At 70.3% G+C, this 22,785-nt stretch carries 20 protein-coding genes; 11 read left to right on the top strand and 9 right to left on the bottom strand.

Annotated elements, in window-relative coordinates:
• The first annotated feature begins 697 nt into the window (after nucleotides 1–697).
• Both ACIQ9G_RS09985 and ACIQ9G_RS09990 read left to right on the top strand, forming a co-directional pair.
• Nucleotides 698–1,501, top strand: a complete 804-nt coding sequence (locus ACIQ9G_RS09985; RefSeq protein WP_403607819.1) for a TIGR03084 family metal-binding protein — start codon at nucleotides 698–700, stop codon at nucleotides 1,499–1,501.
• A 57-nt stretch (nucleotides 1,502–1,558) separates the two neighbouring features.
• Nucleotides 1,559–2,182: a prephenate dehydrogenase/arogenate dehydrogenase family protein gene (locus ACIQ9G_RS09990; RefSeq protein ID WP_403607821.1), complete on the top strand. Its 624-nt coding sequence runs from the start codon at nucleotides 1,559–1,561 to the stop codon at nucleotides 2,180–2,182.
• Nucleotides 2,183–2,404: 222 nt separating this feature from the next.
• Here the strand turns inward: ACIQ9G_RS09990 and ACIQ9G_RS09995 are convergent, their stop codons facing one another.
• The 3 genes from ACIQ9G_RS09995 to ACIQ9G_RS10005 all read right to left on the bottom strand — a co-directional run bounded on the left by ACIQ9G_RS09995 (nucleotide 2,405) and on the right by ACIQ9G_RS10005 (nucleotide 4,468).
• Nucleotides 2,405–3,325, bottom strand: a complete 921-nt coding sequence (locus ACIQ9G_RS09995; RefSeq protein ID WP_403607823.1) for an oxidoreductase — start codon at nucleotides 3,323–3,325, stop codon at nucleotides 2,405–2,407.
• A 63-nt stretch (nucleotides 3,326–3,388) separates the two neighbouring features.
• Nucleotides 3,389–3,703 carry a hypothetical protein gene (locus ACIQ9G_RS10000; protein ID WP_403607825.1) on the bottom strand — a complete coding sequence of 105 codons (315 nt, stop codon included), beginning with the start codon at nucleotides 3,701–3,703 and terminating at the stop codon, nucleotides 3,389–3,391.
• Nucleotides 3,704–3,715: 12 nt separating this feature from the next.
• Nucleotides 3,716–4,468, bottom strand: coding sequence for a thioesterase II family protein (locus ACIQ9G_RS10005; protein ID WP_403607826.1), 753 nt, complete (start codon nucleotides 4,466–4,468; stop codon nucleotides 3,716–3,718).
• A gap of 569 nt (nucleotides 4,469–5,037) precedes the next feature.
• Here ACIQ9G_RS10005 and ACIQ9G_RS10010 point away from each other — a divergent pair.
• Complete coding sequence (locus tag ACIQ9G_RS10010) at nucleotides 5,038–6,297, top strand: cytochrome P450 (protein WP_403607959.1); 1,260 nt, start codon at nucleotides 5,038–5,040, stop codon at nucleotides 6,295–6,297.
• A gap of 79 nt (nucleotides 6,298–6,376) precedes the next feature.
• On the opposite strand, the gene ACIQ9G_RS10015 is transcribed toward ACIQ9G_RS10010, so the two are convergent.
• The 3 genes from ACIQ9G_RS10015 to ACIQ9G_RS10025 all read right to left on the bottom strand — a co-directional run bounded on the left by ACIQ9G_RS10015 (nucleotide 6,377) and on the right by ACIQ9G_RS10025 (nucleotide 9,434).
• Complete coding sequence (locus ACIQ9G_RS10015; protein ID WP_403607828.1) at nucleotides 6,377–7,711, bottom strand: FAD-dependent oxidoreductase; 1,335 nt, start codon at nucleotides 7,709–7,711, stop codon at nucleotides 6,377–6,379.
• Nucleotides 7,712–7,740: 29 nt separating this feature from the next.
• On the bottom strand, nucleotides 7,741–8,172 hold the full coding sequence (locus ACIQ9G_RS10020) for an SgcJ/EcaC family oxidoreductase (RefSeq protein WP_403607830.1): 432 nt from the start codon (nucleotides 8,170–8,172) through the stop codon (nucleotides 7,741–7,743).
• Between the two features lie 80 nt (nucleotides 8,173–8,252).
• Nucleotides 8,253–9,434, bottom strand: a complete 1,182-nt coding sequence (locus tag ACIQ9G_RS10025) for an acyl-CoA dehydrogenase family protein (RefSeq protein ID WP_403607961.1) — start codon at nucleotides 9,432–9,434, stop codon at nucleotides 8,253–8,255.
• 490 nt (nucleotides 9,435–9,924) lie between these two features.
• Between ACIQ9G_RS10025 and ACIQ9G_RS10030 the strand changes: the two genes are divergently transcribed.
• The 4 genes from ACIQ9G_RS10030 (at nucleotide 9,925) to ACIQ9G_RS10045 (ending at nucleotide 14,332) form a co-directional block, all read left to right on the top strand.
• Nucleotides 9,925–10,899 carry an alpha/beta fold hydrolase gene (locus tag ACIQ9G_RS10030; protein WP_403607832.1) on the top strand — a complete coding sequence of 325 codons (975 nt, stop codon included), beginning with the start codon at nucleotides 9,925–9,927 and terminating at the stop codon, nucleotides 10,897–10,899.
• A gap of 377 nt (nucleotides 10,900–11,276) precedes the next feature.
• The gene (locus tag ACIQ9G_RS10035) at nucleotides 11,277–11,978 is read left to right on the top strand and encodes a DUF2306 domain-containing protein (protein ID WP_403607834.1); all 702 of its coding nucleotides are present in this window, start codon (nucleotides 11,277–11,279) and stop codon (nucleotides 11,976–11,978) included.
• A gap of 45 nt (nucleotides 11,979–12,023) precedes the next feature.
• Entirely contained in the window at nucleotides 12,024–13,190 is a 1,167-nt protein-coding gene (locus ACIQ9G_RS10040) for an epoxide hydrolase family protein (protein ID WP_403607836.1), read from the top strand.
• A gap of 131 nt (nucleotides 13,191–13,321) precedes the next feature.
• Nucleotides 13,322–14,332, top strand: a complete 1,011-nt coding sequence (locus tag ACIQ9G_RS10045) for a GNAT family N-acetyltransferase (RefSeq protein WP_403607838.1) — start codon at nucleotides 13,322–13,324, stop codon at nucleotides 14,330–14,332.
• Nucleotides 14,333–14,557: 225 nt separating this feature from the next.
• Here the strand turns inward: ACIQ9G_RS10045 and ACIQ9G_RS10050 are convergent, their stop codons facing one another.
• A complete protein-coding gene (locus ACIQ9G_RS10050; protein WP_403607839.1) occupies nucleotides 14,558–15,535 on the bottom strand; it encodes a carboxymuconolactone decarboxylase family protein in 978 nt (325 codons plus the stop codon).
• A 303-nt stretch (nucleotides 15,536–15,838) separates the two neighbouring features.
• Here ACIQ9G_RS10050 and ACIQ9G_RS10055 point away from each other — a divergent pair, with 303 nt between their 5' ends.
• The 4 genes from ACIQ9G_RS10055 to ACIQ9G_RS10070 all read left to right on the top strand — a co-directional run bounded on the left by ACIQ9G_RS10055 (nucleotide 15,839) and on the right by ACIQ9G_RS10070 (nucleotide 19,784).
• Nucleotides 15,839–16,990, top strand: a complete 1,152-nt coding sequence (locus ACIQ9G_RS10055) for an acyl-CoA dehydrogenase family protein (RefSeq protein ID WP_403607841.1) — start codon at nucleotides 15,839–15,841, stop codon at nucleotides 16,988–16,990.
• A gap of 295 nt (nucleotides 16,991–17,285) precedes the next feature.
• Nucleotides 17,286–17,717 (top strand): SgcJ/EcaC family oxidoreductase, encoded by a 432-nt coding sequence (locus ACIQ9G_RS10060; protein ID WP_403607843.1) that lies wholly within the window; start codon nucleotides 17,286–17,288, stop codon nucleotides 17,715–17,717.
• Between the two features lie 943 nt (nucleotides 17,718–18,660).
• Nucleotides 18,661–18,990, top strand: a complete 330-nt coding sequence (locus tag ACIQ9G_RS10065) for a hypothetical protein (RefSeq protein ID WP_403607845.1) — start codon at nucleotides 18,661–18,663, stop codon at nucleotides 18,988–18,990.
• Nucleotides 18,991–19,115: 125 nt separating this feature from the next.
• Nucleotides 19,116–19,784 carry a Type 1 glutamine amidotransferase-like domain-containing protein gene (locus tag ACIQ9G_RS10070; protein ID WP_403607846.1) on the top strand — a complete coding sequence of 223 codons (669 nt, stop codon included), beginning with the start codon at nucleotides 19,116–19,118 and terminating at the stop codon, nucleotides 19,782–19,784.
• Nucleotides 19,785–20,042: 258 nt separating this feature from the next.
• Here ACIQ9G_RS10070 and ACIQ9G_RS10075 read toward each other — a convergent pair whose 3' ends face one another.
• Both ACIQ9G_RS10075 and ACIQ9G_RS10080 read right to left on the bottom strand, forming a co-directional pair.
• Nucleotides 20,043–21,338, bottom strand: coding sequence for an acetyl-CoA carboxylase biotin carboxylase subunit family protein (locus ACIQ9G_RS10075; RefSeq protein ID WP_403607848.1), 1,296 nt, complete (start codon nucleotides 21,336–21,338; stop codon nucleotides 20,043–20,045).
• Entirely contained in the window at nucleotides 21,319–22,782 is a 1,464-nt protein-coding gene (locus ACIQ9G_RS10080; RefSeq protein ID WP_403607849.1) for an AMP-binding protein, read from the bottom strand. The genes ACIQ9G_RS10075 and ACIQ9G_RS10080 overlap by 20 nt, the downstream gene beginning before the upstream one ends.
• Between the last annotated feature and the right edge of the window lie 3 nt (nucleotides 22,783–22,785).

Consider the following 22,785-nt stretch of genomic DNA (forward strand, 5'->3'; position numbering starts at 1 on the left):
GCGGAGAGCACTGCGGAGCGGACCAGGCCGGCCAACCCCGGCGAGTTGCTTTACGAGACCAGCCACCACGGCAGCAAAGGACAAGGATCACGAGCGACTACGTCGAGTATGGCCCCACGGCCGGCTTCGAGGAGACCGGCCTTGTCGACGTCTCCTGCCTCAACCACCCGTGCCGACAGGGCCGCTGCCGCGAACTGCTCCGCACACAGACGGCCCTCGCCGCACCCGCCGGGGCCCAGGACGACCTCAAGCTGTTCACCCTGAAGGTGATCTCGGCGCATTCTTCCCCGGGATCACCCCCTTCGACGAGCTGTCGATCCGTGCGGCCGGCCGAGCCGCGCCCGGCCCGGCTGGAATTCACCATCGACCACGTAAAGGCGGCCCAGGACGGCACCGAGACTGTGGGCGCCCGCGGACCCCCCGCATGCGCGGACCGACACCGCCACCGTCCCTTCCCCCATCCCCGACGCGCCGGCCCTGGCACTGGAACCCTGCGCCGCACAGGTCCGGACGATCGCCGGCCGGGCCGCACCACCTCGCTTTCTCGTCATCGCCCGCACTCCCGCACGCCGGGGCAGGCGCGTCAGCCCGACGCACCGTCCACCCCGGCCCACCCGGTGGGCCGCATCCGGCATCACGCCCCGACCCGGCCCACAGCACATCCGACCCCGCCAGCCCAACCGAGGAGAACCAAGCCATGGCCACCCTGCAGGACACCCTCAAGGACCTGTCCGCCGACACCGAGGAGATCGCCCGCCTGGTGGCGAGCCTGGACGCTCCCGCCTGGCAGACTCCCACCCCGGCCCCCGGCTGGACCATCGCCGACCAGATCGCCCATCTGACGTTCATCTTCCGGCTGGCGAAGACCGCCGCCGCCGACCCGCAGACCTTCGCCTCCATCGCCGCGGGAGCCGCCCACGACTTCAACGGCGCCGTCAACGCCGCTCTCCAGCAGTTCAACGACATACCCCCGCAGCAGCTGCTGGCCGCCTACCGGGCCGAGGGCGAGGCCTGCGTGCACGCCCTGGCCGCCGTCCCCGAGGGCCAGCTGGTGCCGTGGCTGGTCAACCCGCTTCCCCCCGTCGTGCTCGCCTGCGCCGGCATCATGGAGCTCTTCGGCCACGGACAGGACATCGCCGATGCGCTCGGCGCCCGCAGGGAGCCCACCGACCGGCTGCGCCACCTGGCCGAGTTCGCCTTCCTCACCCGCGACTTCGGCTACCAGGCCCGTGGCATGACGGCCCCCTCCGAGCCGTTCCGCTTCGAACTCACCGCACCCTCCGGGGAGATCTGGCGTATCGGCCCGGACGACGCCACGCAGACAGTGAGCGGCCCCGCCCACGACTTCTGCCTGCTGGTCACCCGCCGCCGGCACCGCGACGACCTGGCGCTGTCCGCCACCGGACGGGACGCGGACCAGTGGCTCGACATCGCGCAGGCCTACCGCGGTCCCGCGGGGGAGGGCAGGATGCCCGGGCAGTTCGCAGACCACCGCGCATGAGCCGAGCATCTACCGGCCGCCCGACGCGGCAGCCCAGAAGCCCTCCAGGAGCAGATCATGACCCCTGTCGCACTGCACGGCGTCACCGTGATCGGCTGCGGACTGATCGGCACCTCGATCGCCCTGGCCCTGACCCGCGCAGGAGTACAGGTCTCGCTCACCGATCACGAGGACGACGTCCTGGACCGAGCCTGGCGCATGGGAGCCGGAACACCCCTGGCCCACGACCAACGACCCGCCGACCTCGTGGTGATCGCAACCCAGGCGTCCGCAGCCGTCGACACCCTCTACGAAGCCCAGGCCCGCGGCCTCGGCCACTCCTACACCGACATCGCGGGCTCCAAGCGGGAAATCTGGCAGGAGGCCGAACTGCGCGCCTGCGACCTGTGGGGCTACCTGCCGGGACATCCCGTCGTGGGTCCCGACCTCCGCCACCCGGACGCGGCACGGGCGGACCTGTTCGCCGAACGGCCCTGGATCCTGTGCCCCTATCCCCTCGTGGAACCGGCCGCGCTGGCCGCGGCGGACGAACTCGTCTCCCTCTGCGGCGGGCGCCGCCGTGACATGACACTCACCGAGCACGACCGGTTCAGCGCAGCACAGCGCCGACCGACCCACTCCGGCCCGCGTCGCCGGCACCGGCCGCCGGCCGGCGCGCCGCGACGCGGGCCCTCACACTGAGCCGACCCACCGGCCCACCACGACCCACGGCCCACCCCCCGCACGACACACCGAGCCTGCCGCCTGCGTCCTGCCCGTCGTCCGCTCCACACCCAAGGGCCCCGGTCAACGACCGGGGCCCTTGGGTGTGGACACACGGCACGTGCGGCCCGGGACCCGCAAGCCGGGCCGACGGGACCGGCACGGGGAACGCGCGCCCGGGCCCCGGCGGGGCCGCCACCGTCACAACCGGTAGGTGACGCCGGTCAGCTCCTGCGACTCCCGCCACAGACGGCGCTGTATCCGCCCGTCCAGCGCCACCCGCCCCGGCCGGACCACCCCCGGGTGCCCCTTTGTCCCGGTCAGCCCGAGCGGGCCGTAGTACTCCCCGCCGCGAACGGCCGGATCCGTCGCCGCCCGCAGACCGGGCAGCGCGCCCATCCGGGCCGGCTGCAGGAACAGGGGCCCGAACAGTGCACCGAACCTGCGGACCCCGCCCGGGATCTCCCGCCCCAGGCCGGTCGCGGCCAGCCCGGGGTGAGCGGCGACCGCGAGGATGCCGGCACCGGCCTGCTCCAGCCTGCGCTGCAACTCGAGAGTGAACATCAGGTTGGCCAGCTTGGAGCGGCTGTAGGCACCGAATCGGCTGTAGCGGCGGCCGGGCCGGGCCGGCGCGGCACCGATACGGCCCAGCCGGTGCAGGTGACTGCTGACCGTCACCACGCGCGCACCAGGAGCCGCCCGCAACGCATCCAGCAGCAGGCCGGTGAGGGCGAAGTGCCCCAGATGATTCACGCCGAACTGCAGCTCATGACCCTCATCGGTGAGCGACTCGGGCGTCCACATCACACCGGCGTTGTTGATCAGCAGATCGATCCGCGGCCACTGGTGCCGCAGCTCCTTGGCAGCCGTGCGCACCGAGACCAGACTGGCCAGGTCGAGCGGCTGCACGGACAGACCGGCCCCCGGCACCTCCGACCTGATCCGCTCCGCCGCGGCGCGCCCCCTGTCCGCATCCCGCACGGCCAGCACGACATGCGCACCCAGCTGCGCCAGCGCGCGCGCCGCCTCGAAGCCGATACCGGAGGTGGCACCGGTCACCACCGCTGTGCGGCCACTCTGGTCCGGTGCGTCGGCAACCGTCCAGTACGTCCTGGAACCCATCGGATCTCTCCTTTTCCCGCGGCCGGGGCACGCCCGCGCCGCAGCACTTTGGCCGCAGCCGTCTCAGGCGGGCGAGGCCCGCGGGAGATGGCCCTGCGCCACGATCTGCAACGCCGCCGCCGGGTCGGTCGGCACCGCCTCCACCACATCGCGGCCGCCGGTCAACCGGGCTGCGGCAAAGGCGCTGTGGGAGGCCGGGCAGAACTCCGTGCCGGTCAGCTCCGACACATACGCCGCGATCAGCTCACGCTCGCCGCGACCCAGCGACGACGGCGCGTGCGGCAGCACGCCGGCGGGCCGGCTCGCCGGTGTCGGGGCGGACGGGTCGGAAGAGCGCAGATTGCCCGGGAGGCCGTTGCCGGGTTCGACGTGCACCATCTCGCACTCCCTTCATCGACGGGACAAGGCGGCCTGCGGCGACAGCAGCTCCTGCACGAGAGCGAGAGGCGGTCTCTCGATCAGATAGAAATGGCCCCCGCCGACCGCACGGCTGCCGTAGGCACCGCGGGTCTGCCGTGACCAGGCGGTGGCGTCGTCCCGGCTGACCAGCGGATCGCTGTCCGCCACGATGGATGTGATCGGACAGTCCAGCGGCGCGCCGGGCCGGCAGGTGTACTCCCAGCAGATACGCAAGTCCGCCGCGACGTACGGGAAGAACAGCTTCAGCAGGACGGGATGGGCCAGCAACTCCGGGTCCGTACCGCCCAGGCTGACCAGAGCCGCCGCCAGCGCATCCTCGGACAGATCGCCCCGGACACCGAACGCATCGCCGGGCGCCATCTGGGTCTGCGGGGCATGAGCGCTGGAGACGATGAGATGGCTCACCGGGACGCCGTCCCGTTCCAGCAGCCGCGCGGTCTCGAAGGCGACCCAGGCGCCCATGCTGTGCCCGAACAGAGTGACCGGCCGGTCCGCAAGAGCACCGATCGCCCGCGCCGCCCCTGCTGCCAGTTCCGCCACACCGGTGGCATACGGCTCCGCCGCACGCTCGGCACGCCCCGGATAGCAGACGGCATGCACTTCTGTGCCGGCGAACGCAGTAGCCCAGGACCGGAAGACCGACGCCGATCCTCCCGCGTGCGGGAAGCACACCAGGTGCCGTGCCGCGCCGGGCAGTGGCGACATGCAGTTCAGCCAGGTCATCCCTGTTCCCCTCTTCCCCTCACCCACGCCTGCGACGCATCGCGTCGTGACTCTTCGAGGCGGCGGACAGCGCATCACGTTCCTGCCCGCCGAAAGTAGAAGGGCCGCTCGCCTCTGGCAAAGACCCCACTCCACTCAGGCGACTTGTCCAGGTCGACGCGTCCGGCGGCGCACTGCCGGCCGGCCCGGAGCATGGGCGAAGACGTCGGCCCCCTGCGAGGCCCCCGCCGTTTCGGATGTGCGGGCGTGTCACCGTGGTGCAGATCCTCGTGCGTCAAGGCCCGGTGTGGGCGAGCAGAGCTGTATCGGGCAACACCGCCTCTACTGAGGCGACTTGCCGGTATCGAGCCGTGGGCGGCTTCTGGCTGCCCGAACGCAGCACGGGCGAAGATGTCCGTCTCCGGCCGGGGTGTCACGGTGGGGGAGCCCGGGCTGCAGGCTGTGGCTGCTGCGACCGGATCCGGAGAACCCCGGGTACGGACACGTCGCCGGAGTGAACCCGAAAGGGACTCGGAATGGACATGCACATCGCCAGGCAGCCGTCACTTCAGAGAACTCAGGATGCACCCATGGAGCAAGGCTGCCCGTTCGCCCTCGATCCCACCGGCCGGGACATACATGGCGAAGCCGCCCTACTGCGTTCCCAGGGCCCCGCCGTCCGGGTGGAGCTGCCCGGGGGCGTCCTCGCCTGGTCACTGAACAGCCATGAAGTGATCAAGAAGGTGCTTGGTGACCCGCGGGTCACCAAGAGCGCCCGCAGTCACTGGCCCGCCTTCAGCAACGGCGAGATACCGCCTGACTGGGAACTGATCAGCTGGGTCGCGATGGACAACATGGTCACGGCCTACGGCAGGAACCACATCCGCCTGCGCAGGTTGGTGGGGAAGGCCTTCAGCCCGCGCAGGACCGAGGCCTTCAGACCCCGCGTGGAGGAGCTGACCGACCAGCTCCTGGACGCGCTGGAAGAGGCCGGCCCGGGCGAGGCGGTGGATCTGCGGGCACGGTTCGCCTATCCGCTGCCGGCCCGGTTGGTGGCGGACCTCATCGGTATGCCGGAGGAGGCCCGCGCCCGGACAGCCAAGGTGATCGACGCGATGGTGGACACCACCGTCACCCCCGATCAGGCCCAGGCGATCCTGGCGGGCTGGCGCGGAGCGATGGCCGAACTGATCGCGGACAAGCGCAAGGAACCGGCCGAAGACATCACCAGCGACCTGGTCACTGCCCGGGATGAAGACGGCTCCAGTCTCTCCGAGGAAGAACTGACCGACACGATCTTCGCGATTCTCGGTGCCGGCTCCGAGACCACGATCAACTTCTTCGACAATGCCATCACCGCGCTGCTCAGCGATCCGGCGCAGCTGGAACTGGTCCGCTCGGGCCAGGCGACCTGGGACGATGTGATCGATGAGACCCTGCGGGTGGAGTCACCGCTGGCGCATCTGCCGCTGCGGTATGCCGCACAGGACATCGAGCTCGACGGGGTGACCATTCCCAAGGGAGACCCGATCCTGGTCAACTACAGTGCGGTGGGCCGGGACCCGGAGCTGCACAGCCAGGTGCCCGACGTGTTCGACGTCCGCCGTGCCAGCAAGGAACACCTCTCCTTCGGCTACGGCCCGCACTACTGCCTGGGCGCCGGCATCGCACGTCTGGTGGCGAAGACCGGCCTGTCCCGGCTGTTTAACCGGTTCCCCGGCCTTGCGCTGGCGGTGCCGCGCGATGAGCTGCAGCCGCTGCCGACGTTCATCATGAACGGCCACCGCAGTCTCCCGGTGCGGCTCACCACGCCCGCGCAGAGTGAGCCTGCGGCGGCGGGACAGAAATAGGTCCGTGGCAGGCGGACACAGCAGAGCCCTGGGGGCGGTGCCGGAGCACCCGCCCCCAGGGCTCTGCCCGTACCGGCCTCTACGCGGTGAGGGCGGCCTGTTTCGCTCCGCGCAGCACCCGGTACACCATGCGAGGACTCATGAGGGCCTGAGGCGGTTCGACAAAACCCGCCACCTTCATGAAGGTGCTGGTGACACTGCTGTCCTGCGTCGCGGCGGCCTGCAGCTTCGCCATATACACGCCGCCCATTCGCACCTTGGCCGTTCTGCGCCCTTCGACCTCCGGGTAGCCTAGGTCGCCGCCGGCGGAGAAGTCCCACGCCACGTCAATCACGGCGGCGATGTCCCGGAGGAACCGCAAGGGGACGGGCGTGCCCCGGCGCAGATGGTCGCGCAGGACCAGGGCCTCCAGCGTGGCGACGGTCATTCCCTGCCCGTAGACGGGGTTGAAGCTGCACACCGCGTCACCCAGCACCAGCAGCCGGTCCGGGAAGCGCGCCATGCGTTCGTAACGCCGCCTGACACTCGCGGGATAGCGGAACGCCACTCCCTCGCCCACCGGTTCGGCGTCCGCGATGACCTCGTGCACATCCGGGACCGGCAGGGTCCGGGTCCAGGCACGGAAGCCCTCGAGGTCGGTCGGCGCACGGTCGCCCAGGACCCCGGTGAGGGAGAGCACACACAGGCCGTCCTCGATCCGGGAGAAGAAGGCCCCGCGCGGATGGGACGGCGAGGAGACCGGGTTGATCGAGAGGTCCCCCCGCAGAATCGACTCGTCCGGCAGCCGGAAGCGCCGGGTGGTGTAGCTGAGGTCGATGTGGATGCGGTCCTCCGCCGGCCGCCCGTACCCGAACTCTTCCAGCCACACCGGGGTGCGCGAGCCGCGGCCCGTGGCGTCGACCACGAGGTCCGCCTCCAGCGTGTACGGCTCACCGCCTTCGCCCTGCTGCACCCGCACCCCGGTGACCCGGCTGTGCGCCTCGTCGGTGACCAGCGCGGCGATGTCGTGCCGCTCCAGTATCTTGACCCCGGCCAGCTCCTGGACCCGCGCGCGGACACGACTCTCCAGCAGCGGCCGGGAGCCCGATATGCAGATCAGTCCGGTGGTGGCCGGGCGGAGCCGGCGCCCGTTGAAGTACCACCTCAGTTCGCCCAGATCACCGGTGGGTATCCCGGCGTCGATCGCGTCCTGGGTGAATCCCGGGAACAGCTCCTCCAGGATCTGCTGGCCCCGGGCCAGCAGCCCGTGCACGTGCCGCCCCTGCGGGACTCCACGGCGCGGACCGCTTGCGCCCAGCCCGTCACGTTCCACGATCAGGACTTCCTGGTACGCCTCGGCCAGGACCCGCGCAGCGAGCAGCCCGGCCATGCTCGCCCCGAGTACTACCGCACGGTTGCCCACCTGAACGGCCATACTGCTTCCCTCCTCGAGGACGCGGCCGGTCAGGCAGCGTCGCGCGGGCTGTTCTGGTAGGCGGCGAGTGACCACGCGCCCTCGTGCTTGACGGCCACCCAGGAGGCGTTGACCGCCCGCTCGGCGCTGACCTCGCTCTCGCCCGGGGCGAGGACGCCGCCCTCGGTGATGAGGACAGCGACCCCCTCGCTCAGGAAGCGGATGCTGACAGGCGTACCGGTGACGCGGGTCCCCCGGTAGGGGCCTTCGAACGCGGCGGCCAGGAAGGACCGGATGGCGTCACGGCCCCTCTCGAAGACACCGGGCAGGATCAGCGTCCCGTCCGGGGTGAACACCGAGGCGAAGGCATCGGCGTCGTGAGCAGCCCAGGCAGCGACGACGCGCTGGGGCAGCTCGGCGACAGCAGCCTTGTCCTCGCCGGTGGGGACGACGGCTGACGGGGAGGAGGTCGATGCAGTCATGAGGATGCGTACTCCTTGGGATGACGGGCCGGCCGGGAACGACGGTCCGGCCGGCCCGGGGGTCAAAGGCCGCGGACCGGTCAGAGGTAGAGGGTGTCGGGCTCCTGACCGCACAGGACCCGGCCGTAGAGCTCGCTGTTGGTGTCCGGGTTCATCAGCGCGTGCAGGTTGACGGCCTGGATGTCCCGTGCAATGCGCTGCATGGGAGCATCGCTGTAGACCGACGAGCCGCCGCTGGCACCTGCGAGGACGGTGACCGCCTCCTTGGCCAGCCGGCAGACCGCGCCCATGTCGGCGCGCGCCCGGGCACGCTCCTCCAGCGTCCACTCCGAGCCCGTTTCGCTCTTGCCGTCCACCAGCGAGGCCAGACGGTGGGCGTGGAACTCCGCCTGGTCCGTCTTGAGGACGGCTTCGGCGACCTGATGGTGCGTCAGAGGCGCCTCGGCCTGCCGGCCGTAGCCGGTGTAGGTGATGCCGCGGTGCGGCATCCGCTCGAAGAAGGCGTCCCTGGCCGCACGTGCCAGCCCGAGCGCAGTGCCGACCGAGGAGGCCGAGGCGACGGGCAGAAGGGGGGCGCGGTAGATCGGGGTGTCGGCGTTCAGCGGGGACGCGTGCTGCCCCTGCAGCACGGCTCCCAGCGGCATCACCCGTTCCTGCGGAACGAACAGGTCTTGGGCGACCGTACTGACGCTGCCGGTGCCGCGCAGGCCGAAGGTGTGCCAGTCGTCGACGATCTGCAGGTCCGAGACCGGAACCAGCGCCATGATCGGCTGTGGCGGCCCGTCGGCCTCCTGGACGACGGCCACGATCTCCTGCCACTGGCTGTGCAGGGCGCCGCTGACAAAGCTCCACTTGCCGTTGACCACCACACCGCCGTCAGCCGGGACGGCCAGTGCCGACGGGCTAAGCGTGCCGCAGATGCGGACATCGGGGGTGGAGAACACCTCCTCCTGCACGTGCTCGGGGAACAGGCACGTCATCCAGGTGGGAATCCAGTACACCGAGGCCGTCCACGCCGCCGCCCCGTCCGCCCGGCCCAGCTCGGCCGCGACATCCACCAGGGTGCGGGTGTCGGCCTCGTACCCGCCGTAGCGCGCAGGCACCCGCATCCTGAAGATGCCCGCATCCGCCAGAGCCTCGATCGTCTCCTCACGCAGCCGCCGGTCCTGTTCCGACTGCTCCGCGTGTTTCTTCAGCACCGGCGCCAGATCCTTCGCACGCTGCACCAACTGCGCGCGGGTCGGGGCCTCGGCAACTCGCATCATGTCCTCCCGGGACGTCACGCCTGAGAAAGGGCTCGCCTCTTCGTCGTCTTCCTGGCTGCCCGACCGTCACATCGACGGCCGCATCCAGGCACCTTCTGGATTGCCGAACTGGAGGCCCGGGAGCCCGCACAGGGGCACTGCGCTGCGCCCGGGGCCCTGCACAGCGGAGCAACCGAGCAACCGGCGAAAAATCCCCCAGAACCGTGGGGGCCTGGTGCCGCAGCGCCTGAGCACGTCGGCCGTGGTCGAAGCGCGGCCGTGGGGAAGGGCGCCTTCCCGCGGCCTGGGGCTGCCCGCAGGCCGGCACCGAACGCAGCAACCTGGAGGATGCTCCGCCCCGGTGCGCCTGCCAGGGTCGGGCATCCGAACCGTCAGCCTCCACCGATCATGCGGGAGTTAAAGTCAAATGTCTGAAAGGCGCGCGTTCGCCCCTGTGTACACGGTGGCGGGGCTCCTCGGACGCCATCTGTGGGCCACGGCACTCAGCGTGGTCGCAGCGCTGGCGCTCGTCCTGCTCCTCCCTGTTCCCGGGTTCCCGGCCTCGTCCCGCAGCGCCTCCCCCCAAGGGCCGGCTGCTTTCGACCCGTCGTTCACCCACGGAACCGTTCCGGTGGAGGGCGGCACCATCCACTATGTCCGCGGAGGGGACGGCCCGCCCCTCGTTCTTCTCCACGGCTGGGCGGAGACCTGGTGGGAGTGGCGCAAGGTTATGCCCGCACTGGCTGAGGACCGCACCGTGATCGCCGTGGACCTTCCCGGCCTGGGTGACTCCAGTCACCCCTCCGGCGGCTACGACAAGAAGACCACGGCGGCCCGGGTGCGCGAGGCTGTGCACAAGCTGGGATTCGACAAGGTCGAACTCCTCAGCCATGACATCGGCGCTGAGGTTGCATATCGCTATGCACGCGATTTCCCCGGCGAGGTGACCCGCCTCGCCGTGACGGAGACCATGCTCGCTGGTTACGGTGTCGAGGAGTCCTACTCGAAGACCTGGCACTACCGGTTCCTCGCCTCGCCGGCCCCCTTCCCCGAGAAGATCGTGGACAACGCCGATGTGAAACCGTTCTTCAACTACTTCTACGACGGTATCGCCTATCACCCCGAAGCCATCGGACGGGAAGAGTACTTCCGGAAGAACGCGGACCCGGCCGATCGCTCGTCCGGCTACGACTACTACCGGGCGATCCCCCAGGACGCGGAGGACAACCGGAGCAACATCAGCGCGGAGCGGCTGGCCATGCCCGTCATGGCGATAGGCGGAGAATACCTTTTCGGAGAACGAGTGGGGCAGGAGTTCGCCCGGGTCGCGGACGACGTCCGGACCGTTGTGGCACCGGACGCCGGACACTACGTACCGGAAGAGAACCCGAAGTTCGTGGTCGACTGCGCGCGCCTGTTCTTCAAAATCACCGGACACAAGCCGAGCACGACGAGCTCCCAGCTTGAACACTGCGCCCCGTAGAGGGTGCTCCGGTCTCCGGCCCGGAAAGACATCAGGGCCGGGGACAGGTGCTCTACCGGTCATGCGCCAGAAATGCACCGGATCCCCTTCCGTGATTCACCGTGGGGGACCGGTCCGCTGCCGGCGACCGCACCGGATAAAAGTCAGGAACAGATCCTCCCGGACGTAGTCGGACACCTTCCAGTTTGCTGCAGAACCGGGAAGTGCTTGCCGCATGGCGAGACGGTCAGAAAAATCAGGCCACGACAGTCGGCCCTATAGCCGGGAACTTCCGCCGCTTTTCCGGAGGTTGTCTCCCTTCCGGCTGGTCCGCGGCATTCTTTCGTCAGGGGCGACCGGTGTCGCCGTACGGACAGTGCAGAGCAGAGAGGTCACTCGTGTCTCAGACCCTGAACACATCCGAACCCGCGGGCCCGGAGTCTCCCGACATCGAATCAGCTCAGCCGAACGGCCGCCGGCGCAACATCTGGACGCTGGTTTTCTCCCTGATAGCACTGTGGTTCATCAACCACTCCCTGCCCGTCTATCTCAGCCTGGACCCCAACCAGGCGCGGATCCCCCACCTGCGGCGGGACATCCCCTGGCACTATCCGCTGCTGGTGGCGCATGTCTTCTCCGGAACCGTGGCCCTGGTGACCGTATGCCTGCAGGTGTGGCCCTGGCTGCGCCGGAATCATCCGGCCGTCCACCGGTGGTCCGGCCGAATCTACGTGTTCGCCGGGGCGCTCCCCTCCGGACTGCTGGCCCTGGCCATCATGCCGTTCTCGGCCGGCCCGGCCGGCAACACGGTGGCCGCGGTCGCCTGGCTGGCCACGACCGTCGCGGGCCTGCGAACGGCCCGTCAGCGTCGATACCGTGAGCACCGGCGCTGGATGGCATACAGCTTCGCGCTGACCATGCAGATCATATGGGGCCGGGTCCTGCTCCTCTACGTGCTGCCGCAGTTCGAGTACAACTTCGCCGATCCCGCCAAGCTCAACCTCGCCCTGGAAACAGCAACCTGGATCGGATTCGTGATCAACTTGCTGCTGGCCCAGTGGTGGCTGGAGCGGACGGCCCGGGATACGACGCGGCGGTAAGAGGAAGTACAGGCAGCGCTCCTTCCACAGAACGGACCCCAGGGTATGCGCCCCTTTCGCGTAGAAGTGCCGCAGGAAGACCTTGACGACCTGAAGCGCAGGCTAGCCGAAACCCGCTGGCCCTCCGAGCTCCCGGACACCGGGTGGACCCGGGGAGTTCCCCGTTCCTATCTGCGGGAGCTGGCCGAATACTGGCGTACGGAGTACGACTGGCGAACGGCAGAGAAGCAGCTCAATGCCTTCCCTCAGTACATGACCGTGATCGACGGCGCAGACATCCACTTCCTGCACGTACGGTCCCCGGAACCCGATGCGCTGCCGCTGATCCTCACCCACGGATGGCCGGGTTCCGTCGCGGAGTTCATGGATGTGATCGGCCCGCTGACGGATCCCCGCACTCACGGCGGAGACCCGGGCCAGGCCTTTCATCTGGTCATCCCCTCGCTGCCCGGATTCGGCTTCTCAGGCGCCGTCCGGGAGAGCGGATGGAACGTCCACCGCATCGCCCTGGCCTGGGCAGAACTCATGAACCGCCTGGGCTACGGCCGTTACCTTGCCCAGGGAGGAGACGCGGGCTCACCCATTTCCCTCGAACTTGGACGGGTCGCACCGGACCGGGTGATCGGCGTTCATGTGAACATGCTCATCGCGCCGCCCGCCGGCTCCCCCGAAGAGCTCAACGCCCTGACGGAATCCGATCAGTCCCGGCTTCTCGGCTTCTCCCGGTTCGATGCAGAACTCTCGGGCTACATGAAGATCATGTCCACCCGCCCGCAAACCCTGGCGTATGCCCTGCATGATTCTCCGGTCGGCCAACTCGCCTGGATCGCCGAGAAATTCTACGAATGGACCGACTCTCACAGCGTCCCCGAAGACGCTGTGGACCGTGACCGCCTCCTCACCAACGTCTCCATCTACTGGCTGACGCGTACCGCAGCCTCCTCCGCAGGGTTCTACTACGAAGGTGCAGAGGAACGGCAGACAATGCCAGAACCCGTTCCCGTGCCGGTGGGAGTGGCGGTGTTCCCGCACGACATCTTCCTGCCGGTCCGGCGCTTCGCGGACCGCTTCCTGCCCCACATCTCTCACTGGAGCGAGTTCGACCGCGGCGGTCACTTCGCCGCCATGGAACAGCCCGACCTCCTCGTCCGGGACATCCGCTCCTTCGCCCGTCCGCTCAGGACGTCAGCCGCCACCCTCGAGAGCCGCTGACCGCCGGCGCAGGGCAGGCTGCCCCCAGCGACCTCAGGGGGCCGAGCCACCTGCCCAGCCCCCGGGCGGCCACCCCGCGAACCGGGCGGGCAGCCCTGCCCGACAGGAATCACCGTGCCAGGGAGACGGCAGTGCGCATCGACGTTCAAGGACAGGCCAGGATCGCACATGCGACCCTGACGGAAGCGCTGGAACGGGACTGGCACGACCCCGCACACGACATCGACATCGTCAGGGTCCGACTGGCCGACCTGGAGCCACGCACGGAGCTGGAAGCCGCCGGCTTCCTCGTCAAACCGTCGTGGATCAACTGGATGGCACCCCTCACCGATTCAGCGGCCGCCTTCCAGCAACGCCTGTCGACCAAGGAACGCAAGAGCCACCGCTACGCCGCCCGGACAGCCGAGAAGAGCGGCATCGAACTCCACGTCCTGCCCAGCGTCGGGGAAGAGGACGTGCACACCTTCCTCGACCTCTACGACCAACGGATCGCCGCCATGTCCAGCGGCGTGAACTACGCCAGGAGACAAGAACGCCACCTGCTGCGCCACCTGGACACCCTCCTGGGCGTGTTCGCGCACGCCGACGGTGTACTGGTCGGAGGCTGTCTCGGCCGGCTGCGGCCCGACCAGTCCCTCGTCCACCTGCAGTTCTCCGCGGTGACCGACACGGCCCGGCAGAGCATGCTCGCCCGACTCATGTACATGGCGGCGTTCGACGCAGCACGAGAACGCGGCTACACCTGGGCCTCACTCGGCAACGACCCCTCGCTGCTCGGACACACGGCCCAGCCCGGCCTCTTCGGATTCAAGGCTCGCCTGGGCTTCGTGCCGATCCCCACACAGACGTTGCCCCCCAAGGTCACCGGGGACGAGGCGGAACTCGTCGTACGCATGCGGGCACTGGCCAAGCCCTCCCTGTCGATCGCCTATCACGGACACCAGCCCGCCCCGAGCCAGGAGGGACTGCCGGCCTCGCTGCCTCTCCGCGCGGTCCTTTATTCGGCCGAGCCGGACCCACCTCAGCCCGTCTGGCTGCCGAGTTCCCCCCTCCCACTCGAGTACCGCCTCGTCGACGCACTTACCGAACGACAACGGCAGCCGCCGGCCACGACGAGCATGCCTCGTGACCCGCGCTCCTGACATCCCGCACGCCCGGCCCGCCTGAGGCCGCGCACTTCGCGGAGAGCCTCCTTCAGGACCGCGCGTGCGGCCCCGGCCCCCACCCCAACACCACAACACCACAACACCTGGGCTCACTGCCCCAGGTGTGAACGACAATGGGCCCAGGTGCTCCGCCCGGGCCCGCAAAACGGCCTCTCGGTCCTCGCGAGCCTGATCCTCGTCCGCCGCCGACTCCCCGCGCCATCACCTCTCGGGAGTTGGCTGACATGCCGTCAGGCGGCCACCGAGGCAGACGGCGGCTGCGAGCGCCGCCCACGAGGTGAGCTCGATCAGGGACTGATCCGAGGGATACCGCATCCGCACAGCGGCCACGTCCTCGGCCATCACTTGGTAGGGCGCGAACGCCGTCAGCAGCGCGAGCCGGGCAACAGCCCGATCCGGTGACGGCAGTTCGGACAGCACATCCTCCAGCCACGCGCGGCTCGGCCCCACCGGCAGCCCGTCCCAGACCGCAAGGCGCGCACGTACCAGCCCCCGTACCTGCTCGGGCAGCCACAGGGCCGCACCGTCCACGGCCGCCGCGGCCCGGCCGAGCGCCTCGGCCACCACCGGATTCGGTTCGGCCCATTCCAGACCGGCGGGCAGCGGCGCCGCCGGCAGCAGCCTCAGGGAGCGACCAGGGACCACAGGCCCCCGCTCGCGGGGACGCATGGCCCGCGCCACCGTCCGCATGATCGGCGCTCGCAGGAAGGAGGGAGTGCGCCGGGGCATCGGCGAGTCCGCAAGATAGATACTCACCATGCGGTTGAGGTAATGGAACGTGACGGCCACACCGAGCAGCTCCGGAGCCTCCTGCGCGGAGAACGGCGCCCCAGCGGCATGCGGCCTCTGACCGCTGCCCCCGGCACTCTGCGCCCAGGCGGCCAGCGCGGCGTCGTCAGGGGACGACTGCAGCACGGCGTGGGCCGCCTGGTGGACGTCGACGCAGTAGGGACAGGCGTTGGCCCGTGACACACCGGCAGCGACCGACTCGCGTGCCGCCCGGCGGGTGATCCCGTCGGCCAGCAGGGTCTCCCTCAGCAGCAGCCACGCCGCGGCGAGCGCAGCGGGAGCCGGGGAGTGCAGAGCCAGCGGAGGCGCCAGCACACCGAAGTCCCGTTGGGCCTGGGCGTACACCTCGGCGACCGCCCCGCGCGCCTGTGCAGGTGGTACCACCTGCACATACCTCACCTGCTTGCGCGCACGGCGGAGCACTGTCCGCACAGCCATCCTCATCGCTCAGCCTCCCGGGCAGCGGCTGCCCGCCCCCCGTGGGGCGATCCTGGCTGCCTCGCAGCCTGCCAACCACCCGCCTCCCGGGTCATCTTCCGCCGTGCCTCCCCCTCCCGCCCGGCCAAAGAGGCACGGCCGAAGATGCGCACCGCCCACACCGGTTGAACGCTGGATGGCCGCCACCCCCCTCACACAGAACCACTCGCAGCTCCGGAGCACGGAGACATGGAGATCCCCATCCCAGGAGGTGCCGTGTCAACTGATCGGTCCGCAGGACACAGGCGAGCGGGACTGACCGCGACACTGCGCAGCACCCTGCGCGAAGCGGCGCAGGAGTCCGCGCTGACCGGACGACCGAACGCAGCGGCCCTTTCCGGCCTGCGGGAATCAGGACTGCTGGCCACGGCCGTCCCAAAGGAATACGGCGGCCTGGGAGGCAGCGCACCCGAGGTGAACCGGGTCGTCGAGCAACTCGCCGTGGCCAACCCGTCCATCGCGATCATCGCCTATCAGCACTGCTCCGTTGCCCTGCGGATCGCCGTCTGGGGCACACCGGCCCAGAAGGCCGGCCTGCTGCCCCGCCTCGCCGACGGCAGCTGCCTCGCCGCCTCAGCATGGAGCGAAGCCGCCTCAAGACCCGGCACCCGCCACGCGGACAGCACCGCCGTCCAGGGCGGCGACGGCCACTGGACGCTGCAGGGCGTGAAAGCCTTCACCACGGCCGCCTGCCTGGCCGACCTGTACCTGGTGCTCGTGCACACCCCACCTCCCACGACCGCGGCCGGGACCGGCCGACGCGAACCGCGGACCTTCTTCCTCCTGCCCAGCAGCACACCGGGGCTCTACCCGGAGCTGAGCCTGGACCTCGCCGGCATGCGAGGCTCCGCCACCGGCGTCGTCTCGCTGCGCCACTGCTCCGCGCCGGACACCTGCCGCCTCGGTCCGCCCGGCGACGCACAGGCGATCATCGCAGAGGGCCGCGCAACCGGGGCGACACTGGGTGCCGTGGCCGTCGGCATCGCGCAGGCCGCGATGGACTATGCCGTACAACACGCCACCCACAGCGGCCTCTTGGCACGTCAGCTCGTACGGCACCGTCTGACCGACCTGGCCACCCGGCTGGAGGCCGCCCGAGGAATCGTCGAACGGGCCGGGGCCTGCACCGCGCCACGCCCAGAACTGACGACGCTGCACAGCAAGCTCTTCGCGTCCACAACAGCAGAGGAGTTGTGCCTCGAGGCGGCCCGTCTGCTGGGCTCGTCGGGCTACCAGTCCGGAGCCGTTCTCCCCCGACTGCTGGCAGACGCCCGCGGAGTGTCCCTGATGGGGCCGTCCAACGAGCTGTGCCGGCAACTGCTCGCCCTGTCCTGGCTGAACAAAGACGGCCCGAAGCCCACCGCGTGACCCCTCCGGTCGACAGCATTCCGGCCCGGCGCAGCACACCTCTCCCACCAGGCAACGCGCCCCGAAAACGGGGCCGGCCGCGCTCCTGCCGTTCTCCCGCTCGCCGCGTCGGCCAGGCGGCTTCTTCCGGCGTGCGCAGGCGCCCTGAAGTCGGCCCCGAATCCACAACCCGGAAGGTGCGGCAGCCGCAGGCACGGTGCCACGGTGGGGGCACCGTATGAGCGGCCCCGGCCGGCGAGCGCCGCCCGCAGGCACCGCTCCCCGGCCACATCAGCCCGCCCCCGAGGGAGCAGACATGAACCCGCACACCGCCAGTCGCAGCGACCAGATCCCCGCCGCGGACAAGGCCGCCGTTGCGGCCCTGCCCCAGCGCATCGTCGACGCCTGGGCGGCCTACGACTCCGACGCCTTCGCCGAGGTGTTCACCGCCGACGGCACACTTGTCCTGCCGGGCGTGTTCGAGAAAGGCCGCGCCGCCATCCGTGCCTTCGCCAAGACCGCGTTCAGCGGCCCCTACCAGGGCACCCGTGTCACAGGAACCCCGATCGACCTCCGCTTCCTGAACACCGAGGCGGCCATCCTCCTCACCCGCGGAGGCATCCTGGCCCCCGGGGAGACAGAGCCCGCGGCCGAGCGGGCGGTGCACGCCTCTTGGACCGCCGTGAAACAGGACGGCGAATGGCGGCTGGCCGCCTACCAGAACAGCCCCCGTCACGCCACCGCCTGAGGGGCCGCCAGCCACATTCTGCGCCGGCACACGCTTCGTACCGCCGACACGCACGGCAGATCCACAGGCCGAACGGCGCGCGCCGATCAGGTCACAGGCGATGCGGAGAGCCGCGCGCCGCAACAGGCCCCCCTCCTCTGAGGGGGGCACACATTCGGGATACGGCAGCACGGTGCACGTACCAGCCCCACACATCCACTGGGCCCACCCCCGGCGAGCACAGGTCCCGCCGACCGGGCCTGCGCGCTGCGCATTCGTCCCCGTCCCCATCGAGGCCCTCCAGGAAACGAACCCTGCAGACCGACCGCCACGACGCGACGGCAGCCTCGGCCTCAACGGCCGAACCGCCCCGTTCTGCATCGGCATTCTGCAACGGCCCTGCCCCACGCCGCCGCACCCTGATCGCGATCACCCGTGCCCTTGCAGGCTTCCTGCTGACGGTGGTGTGGTCGGCCGAAGTTCGTCGACCAGATCATCGGCCGCACCATCGAATCCGGCCTGATGGGGTACGACCCGCAGGGTGCCCCCATCTCCGGGGTGCTGGCGGGCATCGGCTATGCGCTGGCCACCGGTGTCGCCGGCAGCCTCACCGCCTGCAACATCGCCGTCGTCAGCGCGATCGCACCGCTTGCCGGCCAGCCTTCCTCCCAACGCGGTCCTCTCGTCCAGATGTTGCGGCCCATGGCCTGGCCGGCCGCCGGGGCAGTGGCCGTGTCGGCCGTCTACGGCGGGATCGCTGAGGCGACCGGAAACGGCATGCCGCAGTTCGGCCTTGGCAACTCCGCCGGGTCCCCACCGTCCGGCCGCATGATCCAGGCGATGGTGACCTTCGGTCTGATCGGCGCGGTGAGGACATGGCTGCGGCCGGCCTCACTTCGTCCGGGACCCGCCTGCCCGCCTGGCCGCCCGGCACCCGCAAGCCCCGCTGCTGCTGATCGGCGCCATGATCGGAGCCTTCCTCGTGGGGCGGCCCTTCCCTCTGTTCCGCCAGCTGTTCCACCACGCGGCACAGAGCGGGAACATCCTCTATGGAGCCGCAGCTTTCAGCCTGCAGGCGATCGGCAACATGCTGATCATGTCGCTGCTCTACGTGCTGGTCTTCGCGGTGACAGGCAACCGGCTGCACCGGTGGATCGCATGCAGGCCAAGCCGGTGGTCCGCCGTCGCGGCGGCGGCGTTCCTCGTGACCGGCGTGCTCCTGCTTCTGTACTGGGACGTACGCATCCTTGCCCGCTTCGATCTCATCTGGTACCCGATGGCGCCCTGCGCCTGAAGCCGACCCGCGGCCCCTCACTGCCCCACCCGGGCCGACCGCCTGTTCCTGATGCGACCATGCCGTCAGGACACCGGCCCTCAGAAGGCGTTGTGCGTGCCTGCCCGGCGTGGTTGGATCCCCTGGTGAAGCTTCTGCTGACGTCGGGCGGCCTGCGCAACGAGACCTTGCGGGACGCGCTGCGGGACATGCTGGGAAAGCCGTTCGGAGCGGCGAACATCGTGTACCTCCCCACGGCGGCCGTCGCCGAGCCCGGAGACCACGGGTGGTTCGTCGCCAACATGAACCAGCTGCACGCCCTGGGCTGGCGGGAGTTCGACATCCTGGAGCTGAACGGCCTGCCGCGGCAGACGGTGCTCGACCGGCTGCTCCACGCCGACGTCGTCTACGCCGAGGGGGGCAACCACTACCACCTCGCGCGCAGCATCACCGGCAACGGCCTGGCCGCCGGCATCCTGGAAGCGCTTCAGAGCCGTGTCTACGTGGGACTCAGCGCCGGGTCCATGATCTTCAGCCGGAATCTCACCGAGCACTCGGCCGACGTCATCGGGGATACCGCAGACCTGCATCGGCTCGGCGCGGTGACCGTTCGGCCGCCCTTCGGTCTTTTCGACTGGTATGTGAAGCCACACCTGTACTCGCCAGGTTTCCCGGAGCGGGACGACGCCTGGGCCGATCGCATCGTCGCCCGGGCGGACTTCCCGATCTACTTCATCGACGACGAGACGGCTGTCCGCGTCAGCGACGACAAGGTGGACGTCATCTCCGAGGGCCGGTGGCGGTTCCACCCATGACACCACACGCCAAGCGGCACCTCACCAGCTCTCCCTGAAGGCGGCACCACAACCGCAGCGGCCACACACCGCGGAGACCAGGACGCCCGAGGCAACCGCCCGCCTCCCGCAACACCCGCGCGGACTCCTCCCGCACGCCCTCCCCAGTAGAGCCGATCACGGCACACCGACCCCCAAGGCGCGCGAGTCCCCGCCGGCCCAGATCGGGACATCACCGCCCCCGGCACCCCACGGGTGATCGATCCCAGGCTGCGGACGTCAGGCCACCACGGCCTCCGCGTCGGTCTCAATGGCGAACGTGCGGGCTGCCCGCAGACAGGTCTGGACGAGTTCTGCGGCGGTGTCCGCACCGAGCACCAGGTCGAAATACCACTCGGACGGGCTCGACAGCCGGGCCCGGTCACCGATCTGCCGGTGCCGGTGCCACGTGATTGTCCCGGGGAAGGCTAGGAGCTCGGCGTCGGACGGCGCGCCGGTGATGATCCCGGGCGCGGTCGGCCGAATGTGGATCGCCCCGACGTGCGGCCACGCCCGGTGCAGCGGCGCAGCGTCCTCGCCCAGCACGGTGTCGGCGAGCAGGGACCAGGTGGAACGACCGTGATAGGCGCCGATCATGTGCTGCATCCAGCCGCCGCCGGCACGCGAGGCGATCTCGGAGAAGACCAGTTGCCGGTCCGGCCGCTCGAACACCTCAAGATGCGTCGGCCCGTCGTGGATACCGAGCGCCGCATTGACCCGCGCGTGCATCTCCCGCAGCCGCGCGTACAGGTCCGGATGCTCCTCAGGCGCCACGATCACCGATCCGTCGAGCGCGCCCTCCAGGACCGTCATCCGCCGTCGCAGATAGCGCTGCACCACGAAGGTCAGCGCCTTCCCGCCGGACCAGACGGCGTCGACGCACAGATCCTCGCCCGGCACGAACTCCTCGACGATCAGCTGGCGGGACCGCTGGGCCGGGTCGAACGTCAGCCCGCTCGCCGCCGCACCCAGCCCTGCGGCGTCCACCTTCACGGTGGAGCTGGCGCCGAAACCCGCCGCCGGTTTGACGATCAGCGGCGAGGTCAGTTCGCCCGCGACTGAGGCCACGGCGGCCTCGTCCCCGGCGTCCGCCAGCGACCGGAACTGCGTTACGGGCACGCCGGCCTCCCGGACCAGCTGCTTCATCAGCCGCTTGTCCCGGTGCGCGACATGATGCCTCGGGTCGGCCGGAGCGTCGTCGAGCAGCAGGCGCAGGTAGCCGGCGCCGAACTGGCTCAGCTCGTTCTGGTTGCATACCCGGACGACCGGCGGACAGGTCAGCCGCAGGTCGACGGCGACGGCGGACAGTTCGGCCAGCGAGTCGAAGCTGCCGACGGTGTAGACCTTCTGGCACCGCGCGAGCAGCTGCTGGTCCGGCGACTCGTACACGATGTCGGCACGTTCCAGGACCACGCAGACATCGACGTGGCGGCTGGTGCGTGCGGGGTGGTCCAGCAGTGCGGCAAGCAGCTCCGGCTGGTACCTGCACACGACGACGGTGCAGGGGCCGGTGTGGTCAGGACGCCTGACGGTCATCGGCCGTCTCCTCCAGGTGCAGCAGTTCCTTGATCCCTCGACGGTCGGCTTTGCCCCCGGGGAGCAGCGGCAGGGCCGGCAGCGCCAGCACGCGGTCCGGCATGTCCGGGCCGAGGGCGTTGCGCAGCGGGCGACGCAGTGCGGCGGCGGCGGCCGGATCGGGTCCCTCGACAACCAGGACGACGTCGCCGCTCGTCGTCAGCTGGACGCAGCACGCCGACCGGACCCCGGGCAGGCCGGCCGCGGCCGCCTCGATGGAGGCGATGTCCACGAACACGCCCCTGCGTTTGACGAGCGAGTCCAACCGACCGACGATCACCAGGTTTGCCGTGCCGTCCAGCAGGCCGCGGTCCTGGGTGCGGAAACGAGTCACGCCGCCGGTGCAAAGCAGGCGGTTCCGGTCGTCGGCGGAGCAGGTGTCCGGCAGATACCCCAGCGAGCCGTCCGGTGTGGTGATGACGACCTGCTGAGCGTCCGTCGGTGATCCCGCCGGCGCGACGGGTTCGAGGCCTAGCACGGCGCCGGGCAGCGGGCGGCCGACCGGCTGCAGGCCGGGATCGCAGTCGGCGGGGACGTTGTAGTGGAACTTGGCGAGCGTGGTCTCCGACGGTCCGTAGAGGTTGACGACCGCCGTGGACGGTGCGGCAGACCGCCACCGCTGCACATGCCGCCCGTACAGCGGTTCACCGGCGAACAGTGTGCAGCGCAGCGAATCGACCGTGGTCGACGGGGCGGCGGCGAGCCAACGCGCGCTCAGGCTCGGCACCGCGTGCAGCACCTCGACGGCGCTGCCTGCGAGCCAGGGAAGCACCGCGGCCGGGGTGGCACGGACGGTCGGTGCGGCGATGTGCAGTTCGCCGCCGCAGCACAGCGGAAGCAGCAGGTCGCGGTAGACCACGTCGAACGACGGGGAGGTCAGCATCGCCACCCGGCTACCGGGCCCCAGCCCCAGCGCGTTGATCTCCCAGTCGATGAAGGCCAGCAGCCCGGCGGCCCGGCCGATGATGCCCTTCGGGGTTCCCTGGCTGCCGGAGGAGAACACCACGTAGCCGGCGCCGGCCGGCAGGATGCGCCGGTCGGGCCCTGCGATCGGCTCGGCCTCGCCGCTCTCCGGCCGCAGCACGGCCGACGGCCGGGCCGCCGCCAGGACCGCGTCGACCCGAGCCGCCGGCTGCTGTACGTCGACGAGCAGGGGCACCAGCCCGGCGGCCCGGGCGCCGAGGAAGGCCGCAGGCCAGCTCGCCCCGCTGCCGGCGAGGACCGCGATCAGCGCCCCGGGCGGCAGCACGAGCGCTGCGCACCGCTCCTGCCACCGACCCACCTGACACCACAGCTCCCGATAGGTGAACCGCTCGGTCGCGGTGACCACCGCGGTGTGTTCGGGGTACCGCGCGGCGGTGCGCTCGACCCGGTCCACGACCGGGCACGCTGTGGTCCTGTCCACGGC

This window comes from Streptomyces sp. NPDC096152, from assembly GCF_044763235.1.
In the GTDB taxonomy this organism is placed as follows: domain Bacteria; phylum Actinomycetota; class Actinomycetes; order Streptomycetales; family Streptomycetaceae; genus Streptomyces.